Annotated in this window: 15 protein-coding genes; 6 read left to right on the top strand and 9 right to left on the bottom strand. The window is 61.1% G+C overall.

Features of this window, described 5'->3' with window-relative positions; all coding sequences use genetic code 11:
- The first annotated feature begins 38 nt into the window (after window positions 1-38).
- The 6 genes from A6U86_RS14120 (at window position 39) to A6U86_RS14095 (ending at window position 6195) form a co-directional block, all read left to right on the top strand.
- Window positions 39-1055: an ABC transporter substrate-binding protein gene (locus A6U86_RS14120; RefSeq protein WP_068392094.1), complete on the top strand. Its 1017-nt coding sequence runs from the start codon at window positions 39-41 to the stop codon at window positions 1053-1055.
- Window positions 1056-1202: 147 nt separating this feature from the next.
- Window positions 1203-2027, top strand: coding sequence for an ABC transporter ATP-binding protein (locus A6U86_RS14115; RefSeq protein WP_068392091.1), 825 nt, complete (start codon window positions 1203-1205; stop codon window positions 2025-2027).
- Entirely contained in the window at window positions 2027-2893 is an 867-nt protein-coding gene (locus tag A6U86_RS14110; protein WP_068392087.1) for an ABC transporter permease, read from the top strand. The genes A6U86_RS14115 and A6U86_RS14110 overlap by 1 nt, the downstream gene beginning before the upstream one ends.
- Window positions 2893-4206: a cytosine deaminase gene (locus A6U86_RS14105; RefSeq protein ID WP_068392084.1), complete on the top strand. Its 1314-nt coding sequence runs from the start codon at window positions 2893-2895 to the stop codon at window positions 4204-4206. The genes A6U86_RS14110 and A6U86_RS14105 overlap by 1 nt, the downstream gene beginning before the upstream one ends.
- 1 nt (window position 4207) lies before the next feature.
- Window positions 4208-5617, top strand: coding sequence for an FAD-binding oxidoreductase (locus tag A6U86_RS14100; RefSeq protein ID WP_068392081.1), 1410 nt, complete (start codon window positions 4208-4210; stop codon window positions 5615-5617).
- Window positions 5614-6195, top strand: a complete 582-nt coding sequence (locus tag A6U86_RS14095) for an NAD(P)H-dependent oxidoreductase (RefSeq protein WP_068392078.1) — start codon at window positions 5614-5616, stop codon at window positions 6193-6195. The genes A6U86_RS14100 and A6U86_RS14095 overlap by 4 nt, the downstream gene beginning before the upstream one ends.
- A gap of 91 nt (window positions 6196-6286) precedes the next feature.
- Here A6U86_RS14095 and A6U86_RS14090 read toward each other — a convergent pair whose 3' ends face one another.
- The 9 genes from A6U86_RS14090 to A6U86_RS14050 form a co-directional block, all read right to left on the bottom strand.
- Window positions 6287-7966, bottom strand: a complete 1680-nt coding sequence (locus A6U86_RS14090; RefSeq protein ID WP_068392075.1) for an ABC transporter ATP-binding protein — start codon at window positions 7964-7966, stop codon at window positions 6287-6289.
- A complete protein-coding gene (locus A6U86_RS14085; protein WP_068392072.1) occupies window positions 7963-8907 on the bottom strand; it encodes an acetamidase/formamidase family protein in 945 nt (314 codons plus the stop codon). The genes A6U86_RS14090 and A6U86_RS14085 overlap by 4 nt, the downstream gene beginning before the upstream one ends.
- 76 nt (window positions 8908-8983) lie before the next feature.
- Entirely contained in the window at window positions 8984-10603 is a 1620-nt protein-coding gene (locus A6U86_RS14080) for an ABC transporter substrate-binding protein (protein WP_068392069.1), read from the bottom strand.
- 26 nt (window positions 10604-10629) lie between these two features.
- A complete protein-coding gene (locus A6U86_RS14075; protein WP_068392064.1) occupies window positions 10630-11550 on the bottom strand; it encodes an ABC transporter permease in 921 nt (306 codons plus the stop codon).
- Window positions 11550-12398, bottom strand: coding sequence for an ABC transporter permease (locus A6U86_RS14070; protein ID WP_068392061.1), 849 nt, complete (start codon window positions 12396-12398; stop codon window positions 11550-11552). Before A6U86_RS14070 ends, A6U86_RS14075 begins: the two co-directional genes overlap by 1 nt.
- Window positions 12398-12979, bottom strand: a complete 582-nt coding sequence (locus tag A6U86_RS14065) for an ANTAR domain-containing response regulator (RefSeq protein WP_068392058.1) — start codon at window positions 12977-12979, stop codon at window positions 12398-12400. The genes A6U86_RS14070 and A6U86_RS14065 overlap by 1 nt, the downstream gene beginning before the upstream one ends.
- Window positions 12976-14112, bottom strand: a complete 1137-nt coding sequence (locus A6U86_RS14060) for a transporter substrate-binding protein (RefSeq protein ID WP_068392055.1) — start codon at window positions 14110-14112, stop codon at window positions 12976-12978. Before A6U86_RS14060 ends, A6U86_RS14065 begins: the two co-directional genes overlap by 4 nt.
- Before the next feature lie 256 nt (window positions 14113-14368).
- Entirely contained in the window at window positions 14369-15082 is a 714-nt protein-coding gene (locus A6U86_RS14055) for a gamma-glutamylcyclotransferase (protein WP_083196880.1), read from the bottom strand.
- A gap of 128 nt (window positions 15083-15210) precedes the next feature.
- Window positions 15211-16464 carry an acyl-CoA dehydrogenase family protein gene (locus A6U86_RS14050; protein WP_068392053.1) on the bottom strand — a complete coding sequence of 418 codons (1254 nt, stop codon included), beginning with the start codon at window positions 16462-16464 and terminating at the stop codon, window positions 15211-15213.
- Between the last annotated feature and the right edge of the window lie 257 nt (window positions 16465-16721).

Here is a 16721-nt window from a genome sequence, read left to right as displayed (position 1 = left end):
TGGCGGCGTCCCATGGCAGATAAGGGGAACAGTCAGCCATGTCCAATGCATTGAAGATCAAAGCATTTCTCGCCGTCATCGGCCTCTCGGCTGCCATCGCTGCGGCAGAGCCGGCAAATGCCCTCGACAAGGTGACCTATGGCACCAATTGGCTCGCCCAGGCAGAACATGGCGGCTTCTACCAGGCCGTTGCCGACGGCACCTACAAGAAATACGGCCTCGACGTAACCATCGTCCAGGGCGGCCCGAACGCCGCCAATCAGGCATTGCTGATCTCGGGCAAGATCGATTTCTACATGGGTGGCCCCCAGCAGGAAATCGACGCGGTGAAGCAGGGCATCCCGATCATCGATGTCGCGGCGATCTTCCAGAAGGATCCGCAGGTGCTGATCGCCCACCCGGATGCCGGCGTGGAGAAGTTCGAGGATCTTGCCAAGCTGCCGAGCCTGTTCATGAGCAAGGACGGCTACATCACCTATTTCGAATGGATGAAGGCGAACTTCCCGGGCTTCAAGGACGAGCAGTTCAAGCCCTACAACTTCAGCCCCGCACCGTTCCTTGCTGACAAGCAATCGGCCCAGCAGGGTTATCTCACGTCTGAACCTTATGAAATAGAGAAGCAGGCGGGCTGGAAGCCGAAAGTCTTCCTCATCGCCGACGCTGGCTATTCGCCCTATTCGACGATGATCACGACGCAGACCGCGCTGGTTCAGAAGAACCCGGATCTGGTGAAGCGCTTCGTCAACGCCTCGATCGAGGGCTGGTACAATTATCTCTACGGCGACAACAAGGCGGCCAACGATCTGATCAAGAAGGACAATCCCGACATGACGGACGGCCAGATCGCCTATTCCGTCGCCAAGATGAAGGAGTACGGCATCGTCGAGTCCGGCGACGCCCTCGACAAGGGCATCGGCTGTATCACCGACGCTCACTACAAGAAGTTCTTCGACGAAATGGTGCAGATCAAGGTGTTCGACGCCGACATTGACTACAAAAAGGCCTTCGATCCGCAGTTCGTCTGCAAGGGGTTTGGAATGGGATTGAAGAAGTAAGTCTTGGTACCTCCCCCTTGAAGGGGGAGGTCGCCGCAAAGCGGCGGGTGGGGGTGACGACCCGGGAATTCGAAGGATCACCCCACCCCGGAGCTTTGCTCCGACCCTCCCCATCAAGGGGAGGGTGGATCAACAGAGAGCCGAGCGATGACCCTGTCTGACGTAACCACGATCACCAAAGCCGAAGCCCGCAAGCGGCCGCTTGTCGTCATGGAGCAGGTCTCCAAGGTCTTCTCGAACGGCACGCTCGCGCTTTCCGGCATGTCGATCAATGTGGAGAGCGGCGAGTTCATCAGCCTGCTCGGGCCTTCCGGCTGTGGCAAGTCGACGGCGTTGCGGATTATCGCCGGCCTCGGCGGCGCAACCGGTGGCAGGATCGACTGGCCGAGTTCGCGCATCAATGCCAAGGGCCTTCCGGACGGCGATATCAGCTTCGTTTTCCAGGAGCCAACGCTGCTGCCCTGGAAAACCGTGTTCGGCAATGTGCATCTTCCCTTGAAACTCCAAGGGGTATCGAAGGCAGCAGCCTACGAGCAAATCATGGAGACCCTCGAAACCGTTGGCCTTCAGGATTTCGCCGAGGCCTATCCGCGGGAATTGTCCGGCGGCATGAAAATGCGTGTCTCGATCGCCCGGGCTCTGATCACCAAGCCGAAGCTGCTTTTGATGGACGAACCATTTGCCGCGCTCGACGAGATTACCCGCCAGAAGCTTAACGATGACGTTCTGCGCCTCTGGCAGACGACTGGCATTACCGTGATCTTCGTCACCCATTCCGTCTATGAATCCGCCTATCTCTCCAACCGCATCGTCGTCATGAAGGCGCGTCCTGGCCGCGTCCACACGGATTTCCCGCTTGTGACCAGCGGCGAGCGCGATCCGCTTTATCGCTCGTCGGAAGAATACCGGCAGGTCTGCGAGAAAGTCTCCCTCTCCCTGATCGAGGCCATCGGCTGGCCGGAGGCCCATTGATGAGCGAAAGCACCAACCTGCCCGCCCATCTCTCAGCCGAGCTTCCCCATGCAGCACCGGCCGCGGCGGCAAGAAAGAGAAATGCCGAACGGGCGCTCGGCGTCACCGTGCCGATCCTGACCGTCATCGTCCTGGTCGTCCTCTGGCAGTTCCTCGTCGTCGGCGCCGACATTCCCCAATATATCCTGCCGAGCCCGATTGCCGTCGCCAAGGCGCTCGTCTCGGACTGGGGCATCCTGTGGCCGGCATTGTGGGTGACGACCCAGATCACCTTCATCTCGCTGGTGCTGGCGCTGATCGGCGGCGTCGGTTTCGCCATCTTCCTCGTGCAGTCGCGTTGGATCGAGCTTGCCTTCTATCCGCTCGCCGTCATTCTGCAGGTGACGCCGATCGTGGCGATCGCGCCGCTGATCCTGATCTACGCGCCGACGCGCGAGTCAGCGCTCCTGATCTGCGGCTTCCTCGTCGCCTTCTTCCCGATCCTGTCCAACATGGTGCAGGGATTGAAGAGCGTCGATCATAACCTGCTCAACCTCTTCGATCTCTATGGCGCATCCCGCTGGCAGGCGCTGCTGCATTTGAAGCTGCCGGCCGCCCAGCCCTATTTCATGACCGGGCTTAGAATCGGTGGCGGCCTGTCGCTGATCGCATCCGTGGTCGCGGAATTCGCCGCCGGCTCCGGCGGGCCCAATTCCGGCCTCGCCTTCCGCCTGCTCGAAGCGCAGTACCGCCAGAACATGCCGCGCCTGTTCGCGGCGCTGCTGCTGCTGTCGGCGCTCGGCGTCGCCATTTTCGCCTTCACCTCCTTCATCTCATGGCTGAGCTTGCATCGCTGGCATGAGAGCAGCCTCAAGCGGGAGAACTGATGTCCCACGCCTTCATGTCGCCGCCGAATGCTGCCCGCTTCGTGCTGAGCAATGCCACCGTTCCCGCCGTGACACTCTCCGGCTTTCGCGGAACCGCCAGCGAAGGGCTGGTCAAGGCCGATATCGTCGTCGCCGACGGCCTCATCAAGGATATCCTGCCTCCTGGCGCTGCACCCGCCGAGTTCGCCAGGGTCGATATGCGAGAGGGCATGGTCTGGCCGACCTTCGTCGACATGCACACCCATCTCGACAAGGGCCACATATGGGAGCGGCGTTCCAATCCGGACGGCAGCTTCATGGGCGCGCTCGATGCCGTGCGCACCGACCGCGAAGCCAATTGGTCGGCCGATGATGTACGCAGGCGCATGGAATTCTCGCTTCGCTCGGCCTACGCCCACGGCACCGGCCTGATCCGCACCCATCTGGATTCGCTGGCGCCGCAGCATCGCATTTCCTTCGAGGTCTTCACCTCGGTCCGGGAGGCCTGGAGGGACAAGATCGCGCTGCAGGCCGTCGCCCTCTTCCCGCTCGACAGCATGGTCGACGATGCCTTCTTCGCGGATCTGTTAAGCGTCGTGCGTGATGCCGGTGGCCTGATGGGCGGTGTCACGCAGATGAACCCGGATCTCGACGCGCAGCTCGACAAGCTGATCCGCGCCGCCGCCGACAACGGCCTCGACATCGATCTGCACGTCGATGAGACCGAGGACAGAGAGGTGCTGACGCTGAAGGCGATCGCCGAGGCCGTGCTGCGCAATGGCTTTACCGGCAAGGTCACAGCCGGCCATTGCTGCTCACTCGCCCGACAGGATGAGGATGTCGCCCGCGCCACCATCGATCTCGTCGCCAAGGCCGGGATTTTCATCGTCTCGCTGCCGATGTGCAACATGTATCTGCAGGACCGCCATCCCGGCCGCACGCCGCGTTGGCGTGGCGTCACCCTGCTGCACGAGCTTGCCGCCGCCGGCGTGCCGACAGCCGTCTCCTCCGACAATACCCGCGATCCCTTCTATGCCTATGGCGACCTCGATCCGGTCGAAGTGTTCCGCGAGGCCGTGCGTATCCTGCATCTCGATCATCCGCTGGACACGGCCGCGAGAGTCGTCACCACCTCGCCTGCCAGCATCCTCGGGCGCCCCGATATCGGCCGCATCGCCGTCGGTGGCCCGGCCGATCTCGTTCTTTTCAGCGCCCGGCGCTGGAGCGAATTCCTCTCTCGCCCACAGTCCGACCGCGTCGTCCTTCGCAAGGGCAAGGTGATCGACCGCAGCCTGCCGGACTATCGTGAACTCGACAGCGTCATTGGAGCTTAACATGCCGGATTATCAGCGCATCAAGAAGGAACTCGAAGGCATCGCCGTCGAAGACAATCCGGCGCTCGTGCGCCAGAAGAGCCGGGATTTCTACTGGTATTCGCCGATCCTGAAAGCGCAGCTCGACAATGTCACCGCCGATCTTGTCGTCACGCCGAAGACCGAGAAAGAGGTGATCCGCACCTTGAAGGTGGCCTATGCGCATGACGTGCCTGTCACGCCGCGCGGCGCCGGCACCGGCAATTACGGCCAGGCCATGCCGCTCTCCGGCGGCATCGTGCTCAACCTCGCCGCCATGAACAGGATCAAGGAAATCCATCCCGGCCGCGTCATCTGCGAACCCGGCATCGTCATCGCCGAGCTCGACCGCCAGACCAAGGCCCATTCCGGCCAAGAACTGCGTTTCCACCCCTCGACCGCCCAAACGGCGACGATCGGCGGCTTCATTGCCGGCGGCTCCGGCGGCGTCGGCTCCATCACCTGGGGCGGGTTGCGCGATCTCGGCAATATCCTGCGCCTGCGCGTGGTGACGATGGAGGCCGAGCCGCGCGTTCTCGATCTCACCGGCTGGGACCTGACCAAGGTCAGCCATGCCTATGGCACAAACGGCATCATCACCGAGATCGAAATGCCGCTCGCCCCCGCCTATGACTGGGTGGACGTGCTGGTCGGCTATGACGATTTCATGGACGCCGTGCGCTTCTCCGACGCGCTCGCCAAATGCAACGGCATCCTCGTCAAGGAAATCGCGCCGATCGCAGCCCCCATTCCGCACGAATATTTCACCCGCCACAAGCCCTATATTCGCGAAGGACAGTCGGTCGTGGCGCTGATGATCGCGCCGCACTCGATGGAACCCTTCGTAGCCTTCGCCGCGCAGCAGAGGGGCGAGATTACCTTCCGCTCCGACAAGGTGGAGAGCATGAAGGGCATCCCGCATGCCTACGAGCTCGCGTGGAACCACACGACGCTGCGGGCCATCAAGGTCGATCCAACGATTACCTATCTGCAGGTGCAGTATCCGGGGCCAGATCATGTCGCCAAGGTGCAGAAGATGGTCGAGCTCTTCGGCGACGAAGTGCCCGGCCATCTCGAATTCATCAGGTTTGACGGCCAGATCCAGTGCGCCGGCCTGCCGCTGGTGCGTTACACCTCCGAGGCGCGGCTTGAAGAAATTATCAAAATCCACCAGGACCACGGCTGCCCGATCTTCAATCCGCATCGCTATACCCTCGAGGAAGGCGGCATGAAGCAGACGGATGCCGTCCAGCTCGCCTTCAAGAAGGAGACCGATCCCAAGGGCCTGCTCAACCCCGGCAAGATGATCGCCTGGGACAATCCGGACTTCGATTTCAAATCCGGCAAGAACTACCTCTTCCCGGGTTTGGCGGCACTGATGGAGGCCTCATGAAGGTTCTCGTCCTTCATTCGCATCCGGTCGAGGAAAGTTTTGGCGGTGCGCTGCATCGCCAGACCATCGAGAGCCTCAAGGCCGCCGGCCATGAGGTCGACGACTGCAATCTCTATGCCGAGGGTTTCGACCCCGTGCTGTCCCGTCATGATCGCCTGATCTACCATGACTATCCCGAGAATACGGAGGCGCTAAAGCCCTATGTCGAGCGGCTGGAGCGCACCGAGGCTCTGGTGATCGTCACGCCGGTCTGGAATTTCGGCTTTCCGGCCATTCTCAAAGGCTATTTCGACCGGGTCTGGCTTCCCGGCGTCTCCTTCGAACTCGTCGACGGCAAGGTGCGCTCCAAGCTGCGGCATATCCGCAAGCTCGGCGCGGTGCTGACCTATGGCGCCGATCCGTTCCGCGCCTTCATCGCCGGCAATCCGCCGAAAAAGATCGTCAAGCGTGTGCTGCGGGCGCAGATCAAGCCCTTCGCTCCGGTCGTCTTCCTTGCTCACTACGACATGAACCGCTCGACCGACGAAACGAGAGGGCGCTTCCTCGAAAAGGTGAAGCAGGAAATGACGCGGTTCTGACAGTTGCGCCGATCGGCACGTATTGCCCCCGACAATGTCGATACCAAGGGCAAGGCCCGCTGAACGCATCCAGACAAAAATATAATATCGCTCAGCGCCTCATCCGATAATAAGCGGGATCGGGGACCGGAACCGCGGCCATGAGGTCTCGCGTATAGTTGTCGCTGGGATTTTCGAACACCTGTCGGCGCGTGCCCATCTCAACGATCCGGCCGCCGCGCATGACAGCGACATGATGCGACATTTTCTCGATGACAGCCATATCGTGAGAAATGAACAGATAGGCGAGGCCCATCTGCTCCTGCAGCTCCAGCATCAGATCCAGCACGCGCGCCCGAACCGATACATCGAGTGCTGCAACGCTTTCGTCGGCCACGATGAGTTTCGGTTCGAGTGCCAATGCCCGCGCGATGCAAATGCGCTGGCGCTGGCCGCCCGAGAATTCGTGAGGATAACGGCTTGCAGCGTCTGTCGTCAGCCCGACGCGCTTCAGCAGTGCTGCGACGCGGTCTTTTCGTTCGGAGGCATTGCCGACATTGTGGATGACGAGGGGCTCGGCTACCGCCGAACCGACGCTCATCCGCGGATCGAGCGAAGCGTAGGGATCCTGAAATATCATCTGCGCGGCACGACGCGTTGGCTGCATTTTCGAAGGGGAGAGACCGCTGGTCTCGCGGCCTTCGATTTTCACGCTGCCTGAAAAAGCGATAAGACTGAGGATCGCCTTGCCCGTTGTGGACTTGCCCGATCCGCTCTCCCCGACCAACCCGAGCGTTTGCCCCGCCTTGATCGCGAAGGAGACTTCGTTGACGGTCGGTGCGTTTTTTGCGCCCCTGCCGAACAATCCCGCTTTTGCGCCATAGGTCACGCTCAGCTTCTCCACCTCAAGGATGGAGCCAGCGGCTGGTGTCGCCTTCTTTGGCATGTCCGAAACGCGCGGCGGCTCATCGGTGCCGGCATGCGCGCCGAGACGCGGCACCGCAGCCAGCAATTCGCGTGTGTATGTCTGGCTTGGCGTACCGAAGATGGCAAGCGCATCGCCCTGCTCGACAATGCGGCCGTGCTGCATGATGGCGACGCGATCTGCCATTTCAGCCACCACGCCCATGTCATGGGTGATTAGCAGGATCGAGGTGTTGAATTCGTTGCGAAGCTCGCGCATTAGCGTGAGGATCTGTGCCTGCACCGTAACATCGAGCGCCGTGGTCGGCTCGTCGGCGATCAGCACCTTGGGACGGCAGGACAGAGCCATCGCGATCATGACGCGCTGGCGCATGCCGCCCGAAAGCTCATGCGGATATTGCTTCAGCCGTTTGGCTGCGTCGTTGATCTGGACCGCATCCAGCATCGACCTGGCAATCTGCACGGCGCTGCCGGCGGTGTCGGCTTGATGTTCGCGAATGGCTTCGACGAGTTGTTCGCCGATTGTCATCACGGGATTAAGGGAGGTCATCGGCTCCTGGAAAATCATCGCCACTTCACCGCCGCGGATCTGGCGAAGTGCGCGATGCGGTATGCCGACGATATTACGGCCTTCCAGCAGGATCTCGCCGGATGCGACCTTGAGCGAAGCCTTGGGCAGCAAGCCCATGATCGACAGGGAGGTCACCGACTTTCCCGATCCGGACTCGCCCGCAAGGCACAGCGTCTTGCCCGGCTCCAGGTCGAAGCTCACATCGTCGAGGATGCGCTTCAACCCTTCTGGCGTTCTGGCATCGACGCTCAGATTGCGGACGGAGAGAACCGCAGGACGGTCGCTTTGACTGGTCACGCGAAGACGATCCTTGGAAAGTAGAAGGAGACCACCCAGTTGGGCATGTCGACGATTTCGCTGATCCTCAGATCTCCGCAAACCGAGCAGAGCATGTAGGCATCGACGGGATTAAGGCCGTGCTCGGCGGTAAGAAGATCGATCATGCGCATGACCGCCTCTTGTGCGCCGGTCATCAGATCTGGGCCGATACCCGTCGTCACTTCGTAGCCGGCACCATCGAGATGCCGCGTCACCGGCTCGGTTGTCGTAAAGCGCGGCGTCTTGAGGTTTGCGCCCTTGACCAGATCAAGGGTCAGTTCCACATTCATCTGGCTCTCGATTGCCGTACCGCAGACTTCGCCATCACCCTGGGCAGCATGAGTGTCGCCGACGGAAAAGAGCGCGCCTTCGGTTTCGATCGGGAGATAGAGCGTGACGCCCGCCGTGAGATCGCGAATGTCCAGATTGCCGCCGACGCGACGGGGCGGCACGACGGAATGGAGACCAGGCTCGGCGGGCGCGACACCGATGGTGCCGGCAAATGGCTTGAGCGGCACCCGACCGCCCGGGCCGAATGCCGATGGCGCCATCGTCACGCTATCGTATTTCCAGACGTGCAGAGCCGGTTCCTTGAATTGGTCCGCCAGAAGGCCGAAGCCGGGAATATTCGCCGTCCAGCCGTGGCCGCTCGGGTGGAATTTGCGGATCGTCACCTTGAGAGCGTCACCCGGCTGAGCACCCTCGACATAGACCGGACCGGAGACCGGATTGATCTTGCCGAAATCCAGATTTGCAAGCGTCTCCAGCGTAGCGTCGGCACCCAGCTGCCCGCCCGATGAATCCAGACATTCGAACAGGATGGTTTCGCCGGCCTTGGCCGTCAGCGCCGGCGGAAAGTCCTTGTTCCAGCCGAAATTATGCTGTGCGCGATGAATGGTGTGGGTGCAGGCGATGCACATGATAGTCTCCGGGTTCAAATCCGCTGGCGATCATCTCCCCCGCGCACTGCGAGGGAGATGGCTTGGTTTCTTTGACTTATTGCTTCACGAAGATCGCGTCGTAGTTGATGACGCGGGTCGGATCGACATAGATGCTGCCCGAACCACCCATGCGCGGCGACTTGGCGACCACGCGGCGCTCGTTGATCACAGGCACCCATGGAGCATCCGCCATGATGTCGGTGAAGATCTTGCCCCAGGCAGCCTGGCGGTCGACGACCTTGGCCGGGTCCGACATGGAGTCGGCGGCGACGGCGCGCTCGTCGAGGGCCTTGTTGCAATACCACGACCAGTTCCAACCGCCGGGAACGGCACCGGAGCAGCCGAGGATCGGGCCATAGAAGTTCGACGGATCCGGGAAGTCGGCAATCCAGGCCATGCCACCGGACCAGATCATCGGCGCTTCGCCTTCGGTGCCCCCGGCGGAGATAACATTGGCTTGCGCAAGCGCGCGTACTTCAGCCTTGATGCCGACGGCTGCCAGATCCTGCTGGATTGATTGGGCGATGCGCGGCTGCGGATCAGTATTGGTGGAATAGAGCACCGTCGAGAAGCCATCGGCATAGCCTGCTTCGGCAAGCAGGGCCTTGGCCTTCTTCACGTCATAGGCAAAGCCCTGAAACGACTTGTCGTATCCCGGCATCAGCGGCGGCAGGACCTGGTTTGCCGGCGTTGCACGGCCATTCAGGATGCGCGTGATGCGGTCCTTGTTGACAGCCATGTTGACCGCTTCGCGGACCTTCAGATTGTCGAACGGCTTCATCCTGGTGTTGAGCGTGATGTAGCCCGTGTGAAGCTGCTCGCCGTCGACGATCATGTTTGCGCCATCGGCAGAATTCTTGATCTCCAGGAACTTGGCCGGCGGAATGCCGTCGCCGACGATATCGACCTCGCCCTTCTGCAGTCGCAGCAGCGCTACGAGCGGCTCCTGCCCGACTTCGACGGTGAAGCTGTCGACGTGCGGAACATCCTTGGCGAAATAATCCTTGTTGCGCTCGAAGACGAGCTTCTGGCCGATAGTCCAGTCCTTCAGGACGAAGGTGCCGGAGCCGACCGGCTTCTTGCCGAAATCGCCGTTCGCAGCCTCGACGGCCTCCTTGGGCACGACGGAGGCGAAGTTGATCGCCAGCACATGCAGGAAGGTCGCATCCGAGCGGCTCAGATGGAAGACGACTGTGCTTGCATCAGGCGCTTCGATGCCCGGAAGATTATCGGCCTTGCCGGCCGACATATCGTCATAGCCCTTGATCGCGCCGAAGAAACCGGCGCCGGGACCCTGTGTCTTCGGATTGACCGCGCGCTCGATCGAATATTTGACGTCGGAGGCGACGACCTCACGGCCGTTCGAGAACTTCACACCCGTGCGCAGCTTGAAAGTATAGGTCTGGCCGTCGGGCGAGACGGTGAAGCTTTCGGCGAGCGACGGGACGAGCTTTGCCGTACCGGGCTCATAGTCCATCAGCCGCGAGAACAGGCTCTTGATCATCGACCAGTTCACCCAGTCATAGCCGATGGCCGGGTCGAGCGTCGTGATATCGTCCTTGTAGGTGACGATGATGTCGCCGCCCTGCTTGGGCTGATCGGATGCGTGAGCCGCCAATGGCATAAAGGCCAGGACGGCGGCTGTCGTCGCTCTGAGTAACCAGCTTTTGAACATAGGTTAGTTCCCCTTCTTGGTATGATTCAATGCGAGCGGATACGTGGATCGATAAGCGGTGCGATGAGGTCGGCAACGAGATTGCCGAGAATGATGGCCAGCGCCGAGGTGAGCGTGACGCCCATGATGATCGGGATGTCGACCTGCTGGATCGCTTGCCACGCAAGCTGCCCGATCCCCGGCCAGCCGAAGACGGCTTCCACCACCACAACGCCGCCCATGAACTGGCCGATATCGATGCCGATCATGGCGATGATGGGCAGGATCGCGTTGGGCAACGCATGGCGCAGAATGATGCGGCGTCCGGACAGGCCCTTTGCGCGTGCCGTGCGGATGAAGTCCTGGTTCAGCACGTCGATCATCGCCGAGCGAACCATGCGGGCATACCAGCCGGCGCCGAGCAACCCGAGCGTGGCGGCCGGCAGCACGATATTGGAGAAGCTGCCGTAACCGCTCATCGGAAACCAGCCGAGCGTCGCGGCGAAAAGATAGAGCAGGAGCAATGCCACGACGAATTGCGGCGCAGATACCCCGACGAATGCGGAGGCCATCACCAGACGGTCGGTTGGGCCGCCGCGATCGAGCGCTGCGATGATGCCGAGCGTCAGGCCGAGCAGCACCTCGACGAAGATGCCCGCGGCCATCAAGGTGATCGTGGCCGGCAGACGCGCCAGGATCAGCGTCATAACTTGCGTCTTCTGGGCATAGGAACGCCCGAGATCGCCATGAAGCAGGCCGTTCAGATAGTGCAGGAATTGCGTCAGGAGCGATTGGTCGAGGCCAAGTTCGCGGCGAATGTTGTCCACCGTCTGCGGTGTGGCGCTGCGGCCGGCGATCATGCGCGCCGGGTCCGCCGGCAGCGCATAGAGCAGGACGAAGGTGATGGCGGCGACGCCGAGAAGGATGAGTGCCGATTGAACGAGGCGCTTTGCGAGAACGTTCAGCATCAGCCTCTACCCCGCTGGGTCGGATCGAGAATATCGCGCAGTGCGTCGCCGACGAGATTGAAGGCAAGAGCCGTCAGCAGAATGACTGCGCCGGGGAAGAAGACGAGCCAGGGGGCTGCCTGGAAATAGCTCTGGCTTTCGAAGATGATGTTGCCCCAGGACGGTTGTGGCGGTTGAACCCCAACGCCCAGGAACGAGAGCGTCGCTTCCAGAAGAACGGTCGTGGCGATGCCGAGTGTCCCCCAGACGATGGCCGTGGGCACGAGATGCGGCAAGATATGCAGGATGACGATACGGATGCGACCAGCGCCAAGCGCCCGCTCGGCCATGATGAAATCCCGCTCCACCAGTCCGCGGGTTTCGGTGTAGACGATACGGGCCACCTGGACCCAATTTACCAGCGCGATGACCATGACGACGATCCAGAGACTGGGCTTCAGGATCGCGGCGAGCACGATGGCCAGCAGCAATGCGGGAAAGGCCATCATCAGGTCTGTAAAGCGCATCAGCACGCTGCCGGCCCAGCCGCGCAGATAGCCGGCCATGACGCCGACGAAGAGGCCGATCGCGACCGCAACGCCATTGGCCACCAGACCGATGATTAATGATGTCCTCGCCCCAAACAGCAGCCGCGAAAAAAGATCACGCCCGAGCGTATCGGTGCCGAGCAGGAACTGGCCGCTCGGCGGTATCGGCGCACCCTCCAGCGTAAGGCCATCGAACATCTGATTATCGGGGTCGAAGGGCGCAAGCCATGGTGCGGCAAGCGCCATCGCGACGACGGCCACGACGATGATGAGACCGAACAGCCCCGCGGGCTGCCGGCAAAGTTCCTTGAGCACCCGCATCAGCCGACCTCGGACAGGGTTTCGGAGCCGACGAGAAAGAAGGCGGCGATCTGTTCGACCGGGAGACGGCGGCGCATGGCGCAGTTTCTCAATATGGCATAGGCGCATTCGTCGTCGATGTGACGCTCGGCCTTCAGCCTCTCGATCGCAGAATAGACGACTGGACGCAGCTTGAGGCGTTCCTCCAGATGGGCGATGCGGCCGGCTGCCTTGATGCGCTCTTCATGGATGGAGACCGCCAGCACAAGCGCGGGGAAGACGGCCGATGCCATCACCGGCTTCGGAATGATCGCGCCGGCACCCTGACGCATGGCCCAGGCGATGCGGCCCGGCGCTTCCGAACCGAGCACGGCAACCACGGGCCGCAGCGGCTTGTCGCCACTCCACGGGATGAGCTCATCCCAGCCACGGTCGACGTCAACGATGACAACATCGGGCAGATCGCCTGTCGCGATGGGCTTCCATTGGCGGTTCACCCGCATGCCGAGAACGATGAGCTGTCGGTTCAGCCTCTCGGTATTCGTATCTTCCTCGGCGAGGATCGTGACGTGCCATCCGGCGAAATTGGGCGTGCCGTTCATGACTGCACCACCCGAAGATGCCGGGCAGGCTTCTGCCTGCTGGTGATCAGATAGGGATCGGCGGGAATGGCCTGCTCCGAGGCGATGAGATCGAATCCCTGCTGTGCATTAATCCGCCCGAGATAGAAGGGTAGCGCGGCGTGGTTTGTCGTCGGATCGACAACGAGGTCACCAAGAACTGACGGCCATGAGCGTGAGACGACTTCCTGCCTGACCATAACGGGATCGTCACTGCCGCAGGCTTCGATCGCGGCGATGCAAAGGGCGACGGCGGTATAGGAGCTGGCAAAGATGGTGGAAACCTTGCCGATTTCCGGGCGCCATGCGTTGAGGCGGGATTTGAAGGCAAGATTCTCGCTGGAGTTCAGACCGTCGAAATAGGAAAGCGCCGAAAGCTGTCCCACCGCCCCACCTGCGATATCGGCCAGCTCGCATTCCGTCAGATCGCAGCTCGCAACCGGGCAGTTTTCCGGCAGGAAGTGAGGGTCGCGCTTACCGAGTTCACCGATGGCAGCGAGGAAGGCATAGCTCGACGGGCCGATCAGATTGTTGAGGATGAAGCTCGGCCGCTTTTCGGCGATATCGGCAATGATACGCTCGACCGCGGTCTCTTCCAGCGGCAGATAGCGCTCGCCGAGAATAGTCCCGCCGGCATTGACGATCAGCTCGCGGGCGAGCCGGTTCATTTCCCAACCCCAGACGTAATTCGCCCCGACGAGATAGGGTCTCGAGCCGTGGCGAGGGATGAGATGTTCGAACAACGGAATGAGATGCTGGTTCGGACATGCGCCGATATAGATGACGTTTTCGTTGGCCTCGAACCCCTCATAGGGGCACATATACCAAAGCAGGCCATCATGCTTCTCGACCAGCGGGATGACTTCCTTGCGGGCGGCCGAGGTGATGGTGCCGACAATATGCCGGCAACCGCTATCACGCATCAGGCTGCGCGCGCCTTCGAGATAGGCGGCAAGGTCGGCATGCGGATCGAAGAAGACGAGCTCTGCCTTCCCGCCGCCATTCTGGTGATAGTCGTGAAGCGCGAATTCGGCGCCGAGCCGGGCCTCGCGGCCAAGCGAGCCATATGGCCCTGTGGTCGAGTAGAGAATGCCGATCTTCACGACGTCTTGCATCGAAACCCCAAAAATAAAAAATCCCACAACGCGGGTCCCGGAAACCGGGGCGTTGTGGGGCGCTATTGCCCTTCGACGAACGAAGTCATGTCAACAAGACGAGCAGATATGCTCATATCTTGAGCGTGATTAAAATACGGTCATTCCCGCTTTGTCAATGCGGCCGTTATCGTTTCTTGCTGCTGTTCATGCCGGCCTTGCGCCTGACATGTCGTGGATGCTTCTCTCGTCGTATCATGGAGAATGCCTTGGCAACCTAGGCGTAAGAGGACCGATCGACGGCCACCTCATTGCCAAGTTTGTGGATGGATCTGATCTCCTTCGCAACAAGCTTTTGAAGTCGCCACAGATTGCGATCGCGAATTCCCCACTCTTCCAGATGCTTGACCGTCAGATAGAGATATTCCGCGCAGGAGCCTCTATGCCCGCAGGCTCGGGCCAGAACTCCGGCCACCTTCTCCAAGGGCAATTTCGATGTGACGCGCTTTCCTTTCGGGCCAGCCCAGAAGACCAGGGCACGCACCGGACCTTGCTGCGTCTGAACCCGGATCCAGCGGATCGTCGCTGCGTCCTCAAGCGTACCGATCTCCCGGCGAAGCATGCGCCGGATCTGGCCCAACCGGTCACCGTCATCAAGTCTGAAAACGACGGCCTTGCAATGACCGCCCCGCTTCAGGGCGAGCATGAGCCCCGGCTGCGTCTGCGAACCACGCCAACGTGTCATCTGCAGACAGAACGATCGATGCCATCCTTTAACAGTTCCGACGCGCGCCTCGACCGCATCGAAATCCGGCTTCCATATCAATGAACCATAGGCAAACACCCAGAGCGGGGCATTACCCGATTCCTCGTAGAGCCGCTTTGCCAGCGCTTCGGTCTCGCTGTCGGTGATCGGTATTCGCAACGGGTCGGGGCCAGGATCGATTTCCACGCGCAGGCTGAGGGAAACCAGCTCGTCGGTCAGCTCCATTTGCGATCTGCTCGCCGAGACAATGTCGGCTCGGCGAGCCGTCGTATCCGCGCCTCCGATGCTGCCGGTTATCCCGATTTCGCAATGATTGACCGAAGCACTTGCCATGCGTCTCACTGCCCGCCCCATCAAGCCAATTCGCTTGTCGTGTCAAAGGGCGTGATGATCTTCCGGTAGCCGACGGCGACCGGCTTCTTGCCGGATACGGCAAATTCACCGACGACGCGGTCGTGATAGATGCGCGGATTGTGGGACGTGATCGTGCGGGCGTTGCGCCAGTGTCGATCGAGAGCCGTAGCCCGCTTGGCGGCCGACGCGCCGAGCGCATCGAAGAGTACCGTCGTCGCCTCCAGGATCAGTTTCGAAATGACGGTTACCGACTGGCTCAATTCGATTTCCGCAAGCAGATGGATGTTCGTCTCGTCCGGGTCTATTCCGGCGAGATTGGCGTCATGGGATCGCTGGAGGGCGGCGGCAACATTCAGCACGATGGCGCCGGCGGCATAGGCCGGCCCCCTCACCCGTCCGACCACTTCGAGAACCTGAGGATCGTCCGCGCTCGCAGCGCCGTTGCCGCGGGGATATATGCGGGCTCGCGCGCCAACATGTCGGGATAGTTCCGTGGCGGCGGCTCGACCGATGCCGGCAAGGCTTGCAAGGTGCACAAGCTGGAAGAATGCCGTCGTATAGGGAAAGCGCGCGGAGTTCGGCTTGATATGGAAGTTTTCCAACCGGACATTCTTGAACCGTGCCGTGCCGCTACCGCTCAGCGCCTGCCCAAAGCCGTCCCAGTCGTCGAGAATTTCGACACCGGCTGCCGCCGTCGGCACCAAAGCGGCCACCGGCTCTCCCGCTGCATCGACGGCACCAAGATTGATCCAATCGGCATAGATCGAACCGGTCGTATAGAATTTCTCGCCGTTCAGTCGATAGCCGTCGCCATCCGGAACAATCGTCGTCGCATAGTCGCCGACCTTGGCCCCGGCAAGCTCCGAGAAACCGCTGCCGACCATCTCGCCACCGCCCAGACGGGACAGCCATTCGTCTCGCCATAGATCGCGGGGAGCGTTGAGCAGATCCTCCGTAAAGCCTTGGTGACTGCGGAAGATATTCGTGATGTTGGGGTCTGCAGCCGATAGCTCGATCAGAAGAGCAAACAGCTCCGGCAGCGTCACTTCACTTCCGCCGTAGGCCTTGGGGATTCGAAGTCCGCCAAATCCGGCCTCGCGCAGCCACTGCACCTCCTTGAAAGGCAGGCGCCGCTCCTGATCGCGCTCGATGGCGGAGCGGGCGATCTGCTCGAAAATCGGCCGGAAATGCGCGGCGATCTCTTCATAGCGAGCACTAGGACCGCTGCCCCAGCCTTCATTGATCCGGGTCATGAGATGTTCCTCGATTAGGGGCCTGTGCGAATTGGCGACGTATCATAAGCTTGCCTTCCAGCGATCTGACCCGCCTGTCGATTGAGGGCGCGGCAGATAAGATTTGCGCTACCGAGAACGTCGCTGTTCAATGATACGAACACTAGGAAAGCATCGACCTCGCCGTAAGAAAATTTTATCTATAGATTTTATAGACTAAGAAAACGCTTTTTCATTTGGCAGGCGATCGCGCATGCCGCCGCCGTCGCCACGCTCCA

Source organism: Rhizobium sp. AC27/96, assembly GCF_001692325.1.
Classification (GTDB): domain Bacteria; phylum Pseudomonadota; class Alphaproteobacteria; order Rhizobiales; family Rhizobiaceae; genus Rhizobium.
Note: the sequence above shows the minus strand (reverse complement) of the source record. Positions and strands in the feature narration are given on the sequence as shown.

Coding starts and splice junctions, on each gene's coding strand:
- A6U86_RS14105 (WP_068392084.1), top strand. CDS start 2,893: ATGTCCCACGCCTTCATGTCGCCGCCGAATGCTGCCCGCTTCGTGCTG.
- A6U86_RS14095 (WP_068392078.1), top strand. CDS start 5,614: ATGAAGGTTCTCGTCCTTCATTCGCATCCGGTCGAGGAAAGTTTTGGC.
- A6U86_RS14080 (WP_068392069.1), bottom strand. CDS start 10,603: ATGTTCAAAAGCTGGTTACTCAGAGCGACGACAGCCGCCGTCCTGGCC.
- A6U86_RS14110 (WP_068392087.1), top strand. CDS start 2,027: ATGAGCGAAAGCACCAACCTGCCCGCCCATCTCTCAGCCGAGCTTCCC.
- A6U86_RS14100 (WP_068392081.1), top strand. CDS start 4,208: ATGCCGGATTATCAGCGCATCAAGAAGGAACTCGAAGGCATCGCCGTC.
- A6U86_RS14085 (WP_068392072.1), bottom strand. CDS start 8,907: ATGTGCATCGCCTGCACCCACACCATTCATCGCGCACAGCATAATTTC.
- A6U86_RS14055 (WP_083196880.1), bottom strand. CDS start 15,082: ATGGAGCTGACCGACGAGCTGGTTTCCCTCAGCCTGCGCGTGGAAATC.
- A6U86_RS14070 (WP_068392061.1), bottom strand. CDS start 12,398: ATGCGGGTGCTCAAGGAACTTTGCCGGCAGCCCGCGGGGCTGTTCGGT.
- A6U86_RS14075 (WP_068392064.1), bottom strand. CDS start 11,550: ATGCTGAACGTTCTCGCAAAGCGCCTCGTTCAATCGGCACTCATCCTT.
- A6U86_RS14115 (WP_068392091.1), top strand. CDS start 1,203: ATGACCCTGTCTGACGTAACCACGATCACCAAAGCCGAAGCCCGCAAG.
- A6U86_RS14120 (WP_068392094.1), top strand. CDS start 39: ATGTCCAATGCATTGAAGATCAAAGCATTTCTCGCCGTCATCGGCCTC.
- A6U86_RS14065 (WP_068392058.1), bottom strand. CDS start 12,979: ATGAACGGCACGCCCAATTTCGCCGGATGGCACGTCACGATCCTCGCC.
- A6U86_RS14050 (WP_068392053.1), bottom strand. CDS start 16,464: ATGACCCGGATCAATGAAGGCTGGGGCAGCGGTCCTAGTGCTCGCTAT.
- A6U86_RS14060 (WP_068392055.1), bottom strand. CDS start 14,112: ATGCAAGACGTCGTGAAGATCGGCATTCTCTACTCGACCACAGGGCCA.